This window comes from Pseudonocardia sp. EC080619-01, from assembly GCF_001420995.1.
In the GTDB taxonomy this organism is placed as follows: Bacteria; Actinomycetota; Actinomycetes; order Mycobacteriales; family Pseudonocardiaceae; genus Pseudonocardia.
In genome coordinates this window covers 1,700,961-1,715,067 of sequence record NZ_CP012184.1, presented here as the reverse complement: position 1 = coordinate 1,715,067, position 14,107 = coordinate 1,700,961, and the positions used below count along the sequence as shown (strand labels likewise).

At 72.1% G+C, this 14,107-nt stretch carries 12 protein-coding genes; 11 read left to right on the top strand and 1 reads right to left on the bottom strand.

Features of this window, described 5'->3' with window-relative positions; genetic code table 11:
* Position 1 precedes the first annotated feature (1 nt).
* The 5 genes from AD017_RS07890 (at position 2) to AD017_RS07870 (ending at position 5,470) form a co-directional block, all read left to right on the top strand.
* Entirely contained in the window at positions 2–1,252 is a 1,251-nt protein-coding gene (locus AD017_RS07890) for an MCE family protein (RefSeq protein ID WP_060573781.1), read from the top strand.
* Entirely contained in the window at positions 1,252–2,577 is a 1,326-nt protein-coding gene (locus tag AD017_RS07885) for an MCE family protein (RefSeq protein ID WP_082399117.1), read from the top strand. Before AD017_RS07890 ends, AD017_RS07885 begins: the two co-directional genes overlap by 1 nt.
* A gap of 1 nt (position 2,578) precedes the next feature.
* Positions 2,579–3,919 carry an MCE family protein gene (locus AD017_RS07880; RefSeq protein WP_060573780.1) on the top strand — a complete coding sequence of 447 codons (1,341 nt, stop codon included), beginning with the start codon at positions 2,579–2,581 and terminating at the stop codon, positions 3,917–3,919.
* A gap of 214 nt (positions 3,920–4,133) precedes the next feature.
* The gene (locus AD017_RS07875; RefSeq protein ID WP_060573779.1) at positions 4,134–4,889 is read left to right on the top strand and encodes a hypothetical protein; all 756 of its coding nucleotides are present in this window, start codon (positions 4,134–4,136) and stop codon (positions 4,887–4,889) included.
* Positions 4,886–5,470, top strand: a complete 585-nt coding sequence (locus AD017_RS07870) for a hypothetical protein (protein ID WP_060573778.1) — start codon at positions 4,886–4,888, stop codon at positions 5,468–5,470. Before AD017_RS07875 ends, AD017_RS07870 begins: the two co-directional genes overlap by 4 nt.
* Positions 5,471–5,523: 53 nt before the next feature.
* Here AD017_RS07870 and AD017_RS07865 read toward each other — a convergent pair whose 3' ends face one another.
* On the bottom strand, positions 5,524–6,330 hold the full coding sequence (locus AD017_RS07865; protein ID WP_060573777.1) for an SDR family NAD(P)-dependent oxidoreductase: 807 nt from the start codon (positions 6,328–6,330) through the stop codon (positions 5,524–5,526).
* A gap of 247 nt (positions 6,331–6,577) precedes the next feature.
* Between AD017_RS07865 and AD017_RS07860 the strand changes: the two genes are divergently transcribed.
* The 6 genes from AD017_RS07860 (at position 6,578) to AD017_RS07835 (ending at position 14,100) form a co-directional block, all read left to right on the top strand.
* A complete protein-coding gene (locus AD017_RS07860) occupies positions 6,578–7,690 on the top strand; it encodes an NDMA-dependent alcohol dehydrogenase (RefSeq protein WP_060573776.1) in 1,113 nt (370 codons plus the stop codon).
* A 5-nt stretch (positions 7,691–7,695) separates the two neighbouring features.
* Entirely contained in the window at positions 7,696–8,472 is a 777-nt protein-coding gene (locus AD017_RS07855; RefSeq protein ID WP_060576295.1) for an enoyl-CoA hydratase/isomerase family protein, read from the top strand.
* Between the two features lie 34 nt (positions 8,473–8,506).
* Entirely contained in the window at positions 8,507–9,487 is a 981-nt protein-coding gene (locus AD017_RS07850) for a nitronate monooxygenase family protein (RefSeq protein WP_060573775.1), read from the top strand.
* Between the two features lie 115 nt (positions 9,488–9,602).
* Positions 9,603–11,117, top strand: coding sequence for a class I adenylate-forming enzyme family protein (locus AD017_RS07845; RefSeq protein WP_060573774.1), 1,515 nt, complete (start codon positions 9,603–9,605; stop codon positions 11,115–11,117).
* A gap of 91 nt (positions 11,118–11,208) precedes the next feature.
* Entirely contained in the window at positions 11,209–12,897 is a 1,689-nt protein-coding gene (locus tag AD017_RS07840) for an FAD-dependent oxidoreductase (RefSeq protein WP_060573773.1), read from the top strand.
* Between the two features lie 51 nt (positions 12,898–12,948).
* Positions 12,949–14,100: an acyl-CoA dehydrogenase family protein gene (locus AD017_RS07835; protein ID WP_060573772.1), complete on the top strand. Its 1,152-nt coding sequence runs from the start codon at positions 12,949–12,951 to the stop codon at positions 14,098–14,100.
* Positions 14,101–14,107 lie beyond the last annotated feature (7 nt).

The window sequence follows — 14,107 nt, the reverse complement described above, 5'->3', positions numbered from 1 at the left end:
GATGTCCCGTCTGAAAGCAGGAACGGCGCTGACCCGGCTGCTCGCCGCCGGTCTCGTGGCCGCCGTCGTGGCGGCTGCGGTGATCGTGCTGGTCAGCACGTCGTCGAAGACCGGTGTGGCCTACTTCGAGTCGGTCAAGAGCATCTACCCGAACGACCGCGTGAAGATCCAGGGCGTCGACGTCGGCAAGATCAGCTCGATCGAGCCCGCCGGCGACAAGGTCCGGATGGAGTTCACCTACGACTCCCAGTACGACCTCCCCGCCGAGGTGAACGCCGCCGTCGTGTCGCCGACCCTGGTCGCGACCCGGTTCCTCCAGCTCGCACCCGCCTACACCGGCGGCCCCGTGCTGGAGGACGGTGCGGAGATCCCCGTCGAGCGGACCGTCTCCCCGCTGGAGTTCGACGACCTGAAGAAGGAGCTCCAGAACCTGAGCACGGCGCTCGGGCCCGACGAGGCGAACCAGAGCGGTTCCCTGTCCCGCTTCCTGGACATGGCGGCCCGCAACGCCGCAGGTGGCCAGGGCCAGAAGTTCAACGAGCTGGTGCGTGAGGCGTCCTCGGCGGTCGAGACCCTGTCCGAGGGGCGCGGCGACCTGTTCGGGACGGTGCGCAACCTGCAGGCCTTCGTCACGGCGCTCAAGCAGGTCGACGGCCAGATCGTCGAGTTCAACTCGCGGCTCGACACGGTCTCCGGAGTCCTGACCGACAACGAGGACGAGCTGTCCCGGGCGCTCGAGGGCGTCTCCCGGGCCGCCGTGGCGGTCGACGAGTTCGTCGCCGACAACGGCCCGGTGCTCAACGAGTCGGTCACCGAGCTCGGTGACCTCACCCGGACGCTGTCGAACTCGCGCGACGAGCTCGCGACGATCCTGCACGTCGGCCCGAGCACGCTGATGAACCTCTTCAACATCGTCTCGCCGAGGACGCGGGCCCTCTCCGGGAAGCTCGTGGTGGACAACCTCAACACCCCGGCGGACTTCGTCTGCTCGGCGTTCACCGCTGCGGCCCAGGACCCGATCAAGGGCATCGACTACTGCAAGAGCAACCTCGGCCCGCTGTTCAACCTGCTGCGCGTCCAGCAGCCGCCGGTCGGCGTCAACCCGATCGCCGTCCCCGGTACGGGTGGGCCGACCGACAACCAGCCGGGCAGGGACGCGCCCTACCGGCAGCCCACCCCCGGACCGGAGGCCCCGCCGGACGTCGACGCCCCGGGTCTCGGCGGCCTGCTGTTCCCCCAGGGAGGCAACTGATGGCCAGGACGCCACGCAGCGTCGCGATCGCGATGATCGCCGCCTGCTCGGTCTCGCTCTCCGCGTGCGGGTACAGCGGGCTGAACGACTTCACCCTGCCCGGTGTGCCCGGCGTCGGGGACGGCGCGTACACGGTGCAGATCGAGCTGCGCAACGTGGCCGATCTCGTGCCGAACAACCCGGTGCGGGTCGGTGACCAGCCGGTCGGCAACATCACCAAGGTCGAGCTCGACGACTGGAACGCGCTCGTCACGGTGTCGCTGAACTCCGACGTGGAGCTGCCGGCGAACACCCAGGCCCGGATCGGCCAGGCCTCCCTGCTCGGCGCGAAGTTCGTCGAGCTGACGCCTCCGGCCGACCAGGCGCCGACCGGGCGCCTGACCGACGGTGCCCGGATCGGGCTGGAGCAGTCCGGCAAGTACCCGGAGACCGAGGAGGTGCTGGCCTCGGTCGCGACCCTGCTCAACGGCGGCAACCTGCAGAACCTCAAGACCATCACCGGCGAGGTGAACAAGGCGCTGGGCGGCCGCACCGAGGACTTCCGGGGCCTGATCACCGAGCTGGAGACCTTCTCCCGCGGGCTGGACGACCAGAAGCAGGACATCACCCGCGCGATCGACGGGATCGACCGCCTGGCGGCCAACTTCGCCGAGCAGGACCAGGCCATCGACGGGGCCCTGCAGGCGATCCCGCCGGCGCTGACCGTGCTGAACCGGGAACGCGAGAACCTGACCGACACGCTCGTGTCGCTCGGCAAGTTCGGTGACGCCACGGACGCGGTCGTCGCGGAGAGCTCGGACAACCTCGCCCGCAACCTGGACAACCTGACCCCGGCCCTGGCCGGGCTCGCGGACGCCAACAACTCGCTGACCGACTCGCTCGGGCTGCTCGGGACGATCATCTTCCCGCTGCGCAACTTCGGCGAGACGTTCCAGGGCGACTACATCAACTTCTGGCTCACGCTGGACCTGACGCTCGGCACGCTCGACCAGAACTTCCTGACCGGCACGCCGTTCGAGGGTCAGCTGAACCGGCTGCAGGACATCATGAAGGCCGGCGGCAACGCCCTCGGTGCGGCGAATCCCCTGACGGCGCCGGTGCTGCCCGAGGAGCCGGGTGCCCCGGTCGGTGAGCCCGGGCTCGACCTGCTCGACGGCGCCGTGCCGAACGAGCCACCGCCGGGACCGCCGTCCGGCACGCTCGAGCGCCCGGCCCCGCCGGAGCAGAGCGAGTTCGAGCGGCAGCAGGAGCAACAGCAGCAGCAACGACCGGCCGAGGAGCCCTCCGGCGGCGGCCTGCTCGACGGCCTGACGGGAGGCAACTGACGTGATCACCAGGTACGTCAAGGTCCAGCTGGCGATCTTCATGGTCCTCACGCTGCTCGCCTCGCTACTGATCGTCTTCTACTACGTGCGGGTGCCCCAGGTGCTGGGGTTCGGCCGGATCGCGGTGACGGCGACGCTGCCGGCCACCGGTGGCCTCTACCCGAACGCCAACGTGACGTTCCGCGGCGCCACCGTCGGGACCGTCACCGACGTCGACCTGGACCCCGAGGGTGTCCGGATCCGGATGACGCTCGAGGAGGACCGGCTGCCGCCCAGCGGCAGCCGGGCCGAGGTGCACAGCGTGTCGGCGATCGGTGAGCAGTACGTCGACTTCGTCCCGCAGGACCCGGCGGCCCCGCCGCTGGCCGACGGGGACCACATCCCCAAGGAGATGACGACGGTCCCGATCCCGACGGCCGACGTCCTCCAGAACACCGACAACCTGCTGACCTCGGTGGACCAGGACAACTTCACGACCGTCCTGAACGAGTTCGCCGACGCGTTCCGCGGGATCGGGCCCGACCTCGGGCGGCTGGTCGACAACACCCGGCTCCTCGTCGACGAGGCGGACAAGAACTACGAGCCGACCGAGCGGCTGATCAACGACTTCGAGGGCTTCGCCGACCCGCAGCTCGCGACCAGCGACTCGATCCGGAACTGGAGCCGGAACCTGAACTCCTTCACCGGGCAGCTGCGGGAGAGCGACACCGATCTGCGGTCGGTGTTCACCGACGGCACCCGTGCGGCCGAGCAGGCCGAGGGCCTGCTCGGTGACCTGAGCCGGAGCACGCCGACGCTGCTGAGCACCACCGAGGTCCTGACCCGGCTGGCGGAGGCGTACAACGCGCCGATCGAGCAGATCCTCGTCGTGTACCCGATGTTCACGGCCGGATCGCTGGTCGTCGCGCCGGAGGCCGAACCGGGGATCTTCCGGTTCAACCTCGAGACCAACGCCAACCAGCCCAACTGCGTCGAGGGATGGATCCCCGCCGGCCAGCCGGGCGGACCGCGGAACGCGATGGAGACGGGTGACGTCCCGCTCCCGGAGAACAGCTACTGCAAGCTGCCCCAGGACGACCCGACGCTGGCCCGCAGCGCGCGCAACCTGCCGTGCTTCGAGCCGGGGTCGCCCCCCGGCCGGCGTGCGGCGACGATCTTCCAGTGCCGTGGCGAGGGCTACAGCCCGACGGCGGCCGGCCGCCTGACGCTCCGTCCGGACACCGGGCTGAACGGTGAGCCCGCCTTCGAGCCGCTGGGTGCGATCGGCGCCGTGAGCACGCCGGCACCGCCCGCGGACCAGATGACGCTCGGCGGTCTGATGTCCGTCCCGGGCCCGGCCTGACCGTGGTCAGCAGTGGTACCGGACCCCGGATGCGAGACAGTCGAGCCAAGATGTCACGATCGAACGGCCGTGACGGAGACAACATCGTTGGTCCGTCCGGTCGTGGGCACGGCCGCACCCGCTGTGCGGCCGGGCCCCCACACGGCGCCGGCACCCCGCGCCCCGCTCACCCCCGGAGCGGGGCGGCCCGGCACCGCCGAACCGAGGAGTTGACGTGGTGAGAACCTTCCAGTCCGGCAGGCGGGCGACGACGCCCGCGGCCGGGGACGAGGCGGCCGACGCCGTCACGTCGCAGGAGAGCGACGTCCGCACCGAACGGACCGAGACCTCCGGTGCGGAGAACACCCCGGAGCGCGAACCGGACGGGCTCCCCGCCGCGCCGCCGCTGCGCACCGGTGACGACGAGGACGGTGAGGACGGCGACGGCGGCGAGGCCGGCCGGGGTGGCTCAGGCCCCGCCGCGACCCGCCGCGAGCCCGAGAGCGGCCCCGCGCCGAGCGCGACCGTGCGCCGTGGTGTGGCGGCGGCCTTCGGGCTGATGCTCGTCGCCGCCGTGGCGACGGGCATCTGGTGGGGCATCGGGCAGCAGGCGGAGTCCGACCGTGCCGCGGCGCTCGAGTCCGCCCAGGCCGCGGCCGTGAGCCTGACCTCGATCAACTTCGAGACCGCCGAGGACGACGTCCGCAAGGTCGTCGAGGAGTCCACCGGTGACTTCGGCGGCCTGTTCGCCCAGAACCTCGACTCCTACATCTCCCTGGTGAAGGAGTCCAAGGTCGCCACCCAGGGCGAGGTCACCGGTGCCGGCATCGACCGCATCGACGGCAGCACCGCCCGCGTCGTGGTCGCGGTCAAGGCGGACGTCAAGAACCAGAGTGTGCCGAACGGGGAGCCCCGCTTCTACCGGATGGTCACCGAGCTCGAGAAGAAGGACGGCGAATGGCTCGTCTCGCGAGTGGAGTTCGTGCCGTGAGGGGCCCGAAGGCGTTGCTGCGGCCGGTGGGCCGTGGCCTGAGGTGGGTCGGCCTGCTGCCGGTCCGTGCGTACCGGTCGGTCGTCGGCTGGTACCGGGACCGGCCCCGGCAGGCGACCCGGGTGCTCGGCGCCGGTGCCGTGGTGCTGGCGGTCCTGGCGGTGCTGTTCACCGTGCTGCAGGTGCAGAACATGCGGACGGACTCGGCCCGGAACGAGGCGCGGGCGGTGGCCGAGGAGGTCGTGCCGCGGCTGCTGTCCTACGACCACCGCAGCATCGCCGACGAGATCGACGAGCGGACCCAGCAGGTCGGCGGCAGGTTCCGCGACGATTACACCAGCCTGGTCCGGGACATCGTCATCCCGGCGTCGGACCGTGACCAGCTGGTCACCCAGACCTCCACGGCCGCGGTCGGCACGACCGAGGTGTCGTCGCCGGGGCAGGTCCAGCTCATGATGTTCCTGAACCAGACCTCCACGCGGGCGGGGCAGGACCAGCCGACCCTGTCGGGCTCGCGGGTGCGGGTCACGATGGAGCAGGACGGTGACCACTGGCTGGTGTCGGCACTCGACCCGGTGTGACGGACCGCGCCGGGAGGTCCCGCCTCCCGGCGCTCCGTCGGTCCGGTACCGGCTCAGTGCCCGCTCATCCCGCCGTCGACGGCGAGCGTCGTCCCGGTGACGTAGCCGGAGGCGGGGGCGGCGAGGAACAGCATCGCGGCGTCGAGCTCGCGCTGGGTGCCGAGCCGCTGCAGCGGTGCCCCGGCGAGGAAGCGGCCGAGGGTCTCCTCCGGCATCTCCTCGGTCATCTCGGTGTTCACGAACCCGGGTGCGAGTGCGTTGACCCGGATCCCGCGGCGGCCCGACCACTGCTGGGCGAGGTCGCGGGTCAGGCCGAGGAGGCCGGCCTTGCTCGCCGAGTAGGCGGCCTGTGGCAGCGCCGACGCGACGAGGCCCAGCACGCTCGCGACGTTCACGATCGCCGAGCCGGGCTCCATCCGCCGGGCGCAGGCCTGTGCCATCCAGTACGCCCCGGACAGGTTGACGTCGAGCACGCCCCGGAAGTCGCCGGGCTCCTCCCGCAGCGCGGGCACCACGCTGCTGATGCCGGCGTTGTTCACGAGCACGTCGACCCGGCCGAAGCGTTCGAGTGCGGCTCCCGCGACCCGGTCGCAGTCGTCCGGGTCGGCGACGTCGGCCGCGACGGCGTGCCACCCGCGGCCGTGCCGGGCCACCGCGTCACCGGTCTCGGCGAGGCGGTCCGCCCGGCGGGCGGCGAGGACGACGTCCGCGCCCGCCTCGGCGAGCGCGACCGCGAACCCGGCCCCGAGCCCGGAGCTCGCCCCGGTGACGACGGCGACCTTCCCGTCGAGCCGGAAGAGGTCGAGCAGGGGTGTCGGCGGGGCGGGGTCCCCCGCGGGAGCGGCTTCGTCGGCGATCATGTGACGGATGATGTCATATGTATCCATCAGTGCCGTACGAACGTGCTCTCACCTGGTGTGACGCGCCGCGCGATGCTTCTTGCGAGACAAAAACCCGAGAACGTATTGACGGCCCTACCTACCAACTTTAGGCTGGTCCACGCTCCGGAGGGTCCCGATCTTCCCCGGCCCCTCGCCGAGGCCGTCGAGGGAGACGGTCGCTCCGCTCCGAGCGGCATACCGCACATTCCCCGAGAGGAACAAGACGATGAAGTCGAGGGCAGCTGTCCTGTGGGAAGCACCGGGCGAGTGGGACGTCATCGAGATCGACGTCGACGAGCCCAAGGAGCACGAGATCCTCGTGCGGTACACCTCCGCCGGGCTGTGCCACTCCGACGACCACCTCACCAAGGGTGACGTGCCGTCGGCGCACTACCCGTACTGCGGCGGGCACGAGGGTGCCGGCGTGGTCGAGCGGGTCGGCTCCGGCGTGCGGGACCTGCAGCCCGGCGACCACATCGTGGCCAGCTTCATCCCCGGCTGCGGCCGCTGCCGCTGGTGCGCCGAGGGCAAGCAGAACCTCTGCGACAACGGCGCGTTCATGATGACCGGGACCCAGCTCGACGGGACCTTCCGCCTGCACCACGGCGACACCGACATCGCCCAGTGCTCGCTCGTGTCGACCTTCTCCGAGTACAGCGTCCTCCCCGAGTGGGGCGCCATCAAGATTGACAAGAGCATCCCGCTGGAGAGCGCCGCCCTCGTGGGCTGCGGTGTCCCGACCGGGTGGGGATCCGCCGTGAACGCCGGCCAGGTGCGGCCCGGGCACGTCGTGATCGTCATGGGTGTCGGCGGGATCGGCATCAACGCGGTGCAGGGTGCGAAGCACGGTGGCGCCCTGCGCGTCATCGCGGTCGACCCGGTCGAGTTCAAGCGCGAGAGCGCGCTCAAGCTCGGTGCGACCGACGCGGTCGGTACCATGGCCGAGGCCACCGCACTGGCCAAGGACCTGACCAACGGCCAGGGCGCGGACAGCGCGATCGTCTGCGTCGGCGTCGCGACCGGCGAGCACGTCGCCGAGGCGTTCGCGTCGGTCCGCAAGGACGGCATCGTGGTGCTCACCGCCGTCGCGAACTTCATGGCCACCGGCATCCCGGTGAACCTGATGGAGTTCGCGATGTACCAGAAGCGGATCCAGGGCGCACTGTTCGGCATGTCGTCGCCGACCCGCGACGTGCCCTACTTCCTGAACATGTACCAGCAGGGCTACCTGCGGCTCGACGAGCTCGTGAGCCGGCGGTACAAGCTCGAGGAGATCAACCAGGGCTACGCCGACATGCACGCGGGCCTGAACCTGCGCGGAGTGGTCGACTTCGCGTGACCGGCGTGGCGCAGGCGGAGGTGACCGTCCGGCGGAGCGGTCCGGCGGCGACGGTCGAGCTGTCGAACCCGGGCCGGCGCAACGCGCTGACCGCCTCGATGCTCGACGAGCTGTACCGCCTGCTGACCGAGCTCGACGACGACCCGCAGGTGCGGGTCGTCGTCGTGACCGGGCGGGACGGCGACTTCTGCTCCGGGGCGGACCTGTCGGCGGTGTCCGACGAGCGGCACCCGCTCGGCTCGATGAACCGGATCAACCGCACGGCGCTGGCGCTGCACCGGATGGCCACCCCGACCGTCGCGCGCGTCGACGGGGTGGCCGTCGGGGCGGGGCTGAACCTGGCCCTGGCCTGCGACCTCGTCGTCGCGTCCGACCGGGCCCGCTTCTCCGAGGTGTTCGTCCGGCGCGGGCTGGCCGTCGACTTCGGCGGGTCCTGGGTCCTGCCCCGGCTGGTCGGCCTGCACCGGGCGAAGGAGCTCTGCCTGCTCGGCGAGATCGTCCCCGCGGACCGCGCCGCCGAGATCGGCCTGGTCAACCGGGTCGTGCCGGTGTCCGAACTCGACACCGTCACGGGCGACCTGGTGGACCGGCTCGCCGCCGGGCCCGCGGTGGCGATGGCGCTGACCAAGCGGCTGCTCACCGACGGCGGTGACCGCAGCATCCAGGAGGCCCTGGACGCGGAGGCCGCCGCGCAGGCGATCACGCTGCGCGGCGACGACTCGCGGGAGGCCTTCAGCGCGTTCCGCGAGAAGCGGGACGCGGAGTTCACCGAGCGGCTCTGACGCCGCCGCACCGGATCCCAGCGGGAGGAGACAGATGGCGCTGCGTACGAGGTTCACCGAGGTCTTCGGGATCGAGCACCCGGTCGTGCAGGGCGGGATGCAGTGGGTGGGCCGCGCGGAGCTCGTCGCCGCGGTCGCCGAGGCCGGCGGCCTCGGCTTCCTGACCGCGCTGACCCAGCCGACCCCCGAGGACCTGGCGAAGGAGATCGCGCGCTGCCGCGAGCTCACCGACCGGCCGTTCGGGGTGAACCTGACGATCCTCCCGGCGATCGACCCGCCGCCGTACGACGAGTACCGGCGGGTGATCGTCGAGTCCGGCATCCCGATCGTCGAGACGGCCGGGTCCAACCCCGAGCCGCACCTCCCGCTCTTCCACGAGCACGGCGTGAAGGTGCTGCACAAGTGCACCAGCGTCCGGCACGCCCTCAAGGCCGAGCGGGTGGGCGTGGACGGCGTGAGCATCGACGGGTTCGAGTGCGCGGGGCACCCCGGCGAGGACGATGTGCCGGGGCTCGTCCTGATCCCGGCGGCGACGGCCCGCCTGTCGGTCCCGGTGGTGGCCTCCGGCGGGTTCGCCGACGGCCGCGGCCTCGCGGCGGCGCTCGCGCTCGGCGCCGACGGCATCAACATGGGCACCCGGTTCATGGCGACCGCGGAGGCGCCGGTGCACCGGAACGTGAAGCAGGCGATCGTGGACGCCGACGAGCGGGCCACCGACCTGATCTTCCGCCCGCTGCGGAACACCGCACGGGTGGCGCGGAACGCGGTCAGCACCGAGGTCGTCCGGATCCTCGACGAGGGCGGGCAGTTCCCCGACGTCCGCGAGCTGGTGGCGGGGGCCCGCGGGCGGACCGTGTTCGAGACCGGCGAGCTCGACGCCGGTGTCTGGACGGCGGGCCAGTGCCAGGGACTGATCGACGACATCCCCACGGTCGCCGAGCTGGTGCACCGCATCGTCGCCGACGCCGAGGAGGTGCTCGGCCGGCTCGCCGGCCGGGTCGTCCTACCGGCCTGACCCCGTACCGGGCCGGTCCGACGGCCCACCGAAGGATGTCCACGTGACCGGGAGGTCCGGGGCCCGAGGCCCCGTCCGGTCGCCGGCTGCGCACCGTGGCGCGAGAAGGAGAATCATGGCGACGTCAGTTGCATCGGCCCTGCACTGGTGGGCTCGTCGGAAGCCGGACCAGCAGGCCGTCGTCGTCGGCGACGACGCCGTGACCTACCGGCAGCTGCAGGACTGGTCCGGACGGCTCGCCCGCAGGCTGGTCGGGGAGGGCGTCTCGCCCGGCGACCGGATCGGCCTGATGAGCGCGAACAGCGTCGAGTGGGTCGTGACGGCCTGGGGGATCGTCAAGGCGGGCGGCGTGCTCGTCCCGCTCAACCCCCGGCTGGTGGCGAGCGAGCTGCACAAGATCCTCGGCGACTCCGGCGCCCGGGTGGTCGTGACCGCGGAGGCGCACGAGGAGACGCTCAAGGAGGTCGTCGGGCTCGGGCACGACCTCACGACCGTCCCGTTCGACGAGGTCGGCCGGCTCCGCACCGGCGGCACCGACGACTTCCGGATCGACCTCGACCCCGCGGACCCGGTGGCGATCCTGTTCACCAGCGGGTCGACCGGCCTGTCCAAGGGTGTCGTCTGCACCAACCGGACGCTGCTCGACATCGTCTTCGAGAACTCGCTGACCGACCCCGGGATGCGGCCCGGCGCGCGGACGCTCCTGCTGCTGCCCCTGGCCTTCACCCCGGGCCTGGTCTACGGCGTGGTGATCACCGGTGTGCTCGGCGGGACGCTGGTCGCGGAGCGGGAGATGAAGCCGTCGCGCGCCGTGCAGCTGATCGAGAAGCACCGGATCACCGTCATGTTCGGCGTGCCGCTGATCTTCCAGGCGCTGGCCGCGACCCCGGAGTTCGCCGACGCCGACCTGAGCAGCCTGGACACCGCGATCGTCGGTGGCGCGGCGGTGCCCGTGCCGCTGCTGGAGGCGTACGCGGCGAAGGACGTCGTGCTCCGCCAGATCTACGGGATGACCGAGGTCGGTGGCGTCGCGACCGCGACGTGGCCGGAGGAGGCCGCCGACCACCCCGACAAGTGCGGCAGCGGCAACGTCTTCACCGAGATCAAGGTCGTCCGTCACGACGGCACCGAGTGCGAGCCCGGCGAGAACGGCGAGATCCTCATGCGCGGGCCCGGTGTCACACCCGGGTACTGGCAGGACGAGGAGAACACGGCCAAGGCGCTGCGCGACGGCTGGCTGCACAGCGGCGACCTCGGGAACCGCGACGAGGGCGGCCGGCTCACCTTCGTCGACCGGCTCAAGGACCTGATCATCACCGGAGGCATCAACGTGTCGCCGTTCGAGCTGGAGGCCGTGATCTCGAAGATCCCCGGGGTGAAGGAGGTCTCGGTGATCGCCGCCGAGGACGAGCGGTTCGGCGAGACCCCGGCGGCGATCGTCTGGGGCGAGGGCCTCGACGAGGCGTCGATCATCGCGGAGTGCAACCGGCACATGGCGGACTACAAGGTCCCGCGCTACGTCGTGGTCCGCGAGGACCCGCTGCCGCGGCTGCCCAGCGGGAAGATCGCGAAGCCGGCGATCCGCACCGAGTACTCGGACATCACGTCCACCCACCAGAAGGTGCGTTGATCCCCAGCACGACGCATCCCGCCGCCGGCGGCGGGCCCCGACGGGCCCGCCGCCGGCGGCCTGCTCCCGTCCGCACCGTCGAGGACCACCGATGACCCATGTGATCACCCGCTCGTGCTGCAACGACGCGTCCTGCGTCGAGGTCTGCCCGGTCGACTGCATCCACCCGACGCCCGACGAGCCGGGCTACGCGAGTGCCGAGATGCTCTACATCGATCCGGACACCTGCATCGACTGCGCGGCCTGCATCGACGTGTGCCCGGTGTCGGCGATCGTGCCGGACGAGGACCTCGAACCGGTCGACGAGCGCTACCTGCGGATCAACGCGGCCTGGTACGACGGCCGGGAGCCGGCCGCGCGGACGGAGCGGACCGAGCCGGAGATCAGCTCGCCCGAGGGGGCGGGGCCGTTGCGGGTCGCCGTCGTCGGGACCGGCCCGGCCGCCTGCTACGCGGCGGAGAGCATGCTGCGCCGGCGCGGGCTGGACGTCGAGATCACGATGATCGACCGCCTGCCGGTGCCGGGCGGCCTGATCAGGCACGGCGTGGCCCCCGACCACCAGGACACCAAGGGCGCGGGCACCGCGCTCGCCCGCACCTGGGGGCGGCGGAAGGTCGACCTGCACCTCAACGTCGAGGTGGGGGAGCACATCGGGCACGACGAGCTGCTCGCCCACCACCACGCGGTGCTGTACGCGGTCGGTGCCCCGGGCGGGCGGAGCCTCGGGATCACCGGGGAGGACCTGCCCGGCTGCAGCTCGGCCACCGACTTCGTGGCCTGGTACAACGGCCATCCGGACGCCGCGGACCGGCAGTTCGACCTGTCCGGCGAGCGCGCGGTCGTCGTCGGCAACGGCAACGTCGCCCTCGACGTCGCCCGCGTGCTGGTCGCGGGGGAGGAGCACCTGGCGGGCACCGACACCTCGGCGCACGCGCTCACCGCGCTGCGGGACAGCGCGGTCCGCGAGGTCGTGGTCCTCGGCCGCCGGGGCCCCGCCCAGGCGGCGTTCACCACCCCCGAGATCCTGGCGCTCGGCGACCTTCCCGGGATCGACGTCGTCGTCGACCCCGCGGAGATCGAGCTCGACGAGGTCACGGCGGCCCGGCTGGAGCGGGAGCCGGACCCGGTCCTCGCCCTGAAGCTGGACGCGCTGCGCGAGCTCGCCGGGCGCGAGCCGGGCGGTGCCGGCCGCCGCATCGTCCTCCGGTTTCTCACCGGGCCCGACGAGATCCTCGGGGAGAAGCGCGTCGAGGGCGTCCGCGTCGCGCGGAACACCGCGGTCGCCGACGGGGACCGGGTCGCCGCCCGGCCGACCGGCGAGACCGAGGACCTCGACTGCGGGCTCGTCCTCACCTCGGTCGGCTACCGCGGCGCGCGGATCCCCGGGGTGCCCTTCGACGAGCAGCGCGGGGTCCTCCCGAACGACGACGGCCGGGTCACCGACCCGGACACCGGCGAGGCCGTGACCGGCGTCTACACCGCGGGCTGGATCAAGCGCGGCCCGAGCGGCGTCATCGGGACGAACCGCTGGTGCGCCGAGGACACCGTGAACGCCCTGCTGGCGGACTGGTCGGCGGGCCGGCTGGACACCCCGCGGGCCGGGGGGCCGGAGTTCTCGGCGCTGGTGGCCGAGCGCAGGCCCGAGGCGATGGGGCTCGCCGCCTGGAAGGCGATCGACGCCCACGAGCGGCGGACCGGCCGGGGCGAGGGACGACCCCGGGTCAAGCTCGTCGACATCCGGGACATGCTCGACGTGGCCGAGGCCGCGGCGACCCGCTGACACCGTCCGTCCCGTTCACCGCCGGTCCGACCGGCCGGAAGGAGAGACCGCGTGGAGACCGACCTGTACGGGGCCGACCACGAGGCGTACCGCGAGACGGCCCGGGCCTTCGTGACCCGCGAGGTGGTGCCCAACGTGGAGCGGTGGGACACCGACCGGCAGATCGACCGGGAGACCTGGAAGAAGGCGGGTGCGGCCGGCCTGGTCGGGCTCGCGGTGCCGGAGGAGTACGGCGGCGCGGGCGAGCCGGACTACCGGTTCCGCTTCGTGCTGTCCGAGGAGATCGCCGCGGCCGGGGCGGCGTCCCTCCAGTCCGCGTTCGGGACCAACGACGACATCGTCCTCGGCTACCTGCTGAACCTCGCCGGCCCGGAGCAGCGGGAGCGCTGGCTCCCCGGCTTCGCGACCGGGGAGACGATCGCCGCCATCGCGATGAGCGAGCCCGCGGCGGGCAGTGACCTGCGGGGCATCGCGACGACCGCCGTCCGCGACGGCGACCACTGGGTCCTCAACGGCTCCAAGACGTTCATCAGCAACGGGATCACCTCGGACCTGGTCGTCGTCGTGACCCGCACCGACCCGGACGCGGGCTCCGCCGGGTACTCCCTGTTCGTCGTCGAGCGGGACACCCCGGGCTTCGAGCGCGGCCGCAAGCTGGACAAGATCGGGCTCCCCGGCCAGGACACCGCGGAGCTGTTCTTCCAGGACGCCCGGGTGCCGGCGGCCAACCTGCTCGGCGAGCTCGGCGGCGGACTGCCGGCGCTGATGCAGAACCTGCCCCGTGAGCGAATGGGCATCGCGGTCGCCGCGCAGTGCTCGGCCGAGGCCGCGTTCCGGTGGACGCTCGACCACACCCGCGAGCGCACGGCCTTCGGCAAGCCGCTCGCCGCGCAGCAGAGCGTCGGGTTCACGCTCGCCGACCTCCGGACCCGGATCGAGGTCACCCGCAGCTACGTCGACCGGTGCGTCCGTGAGCTGAACGCGGGCCGGCTCACCCCGGTGGACGCCGCCAAGGCCAAGTGGTGGGCCACCGAGATGCAGTGGCAGGTGATCGACGCCGGGGTCCAGCTGCACGGCGGCTACGGCTACATGACCGAGTACCCGATCGCGCGCGCCTTCACCGACGCCCGGGTCCAGCGGATCTACGGCGGCGCGAACGAGATCATGAAGGAGATCATCAGCCGGGATCTCGTCCGGGGCTGAGATCCCC

Coding starts and splice junctions, on each gene's coding strand:
- AD017_RS07890 (WP_060573781.1), top strand. CDS start 2: ATGTCCCGTCTGAAAGCAGGAACGGCGCTGACCCGGCTGCTCGCCGCC.
- AD017_RS07885 (WP_082399117.1), top strand. CDS start 1,252: ATGGCCAGGACGCCACGCAGCGTCGCGATCGCGATGATCGCCGCCTGC.
- AD017_RS07865 (WP_060573777.1), bottom strand. CDS start 6,330: ATGATCGCCGACGAAGCCGCTCCCGCGGGGGACCCCGCCCCGCCGACA.
- AD017_RS07860 (WP_060573776.1), top strand. CDS start 6,578: ATGAAGTCGAGGGCAGCTGTCCTGTGGGAAGCACCGGGCGAGTGGGAC.
- AD017_RS07850 (WP_060573775.1), top strand. CDS start 8,507: ATGGCGCTGCGTACGAGGTTCACCGAGGTCTTCGGGATCGAGCACCCG.
- AD017_RS07845 (WP_060573774.1), top strand. CDS start 9,603: ATGGCGACGTCAGTTGCATCGGCCCTGCACTGGTGGGCTCGTCGGAAG.
- AD017_RS07840 (WP_060573773.1), top strand. CDS start 11,209: ATGACCCATGTGATCACCCGCTCGTGCTGCAACGACGCGTCCTGCGTC.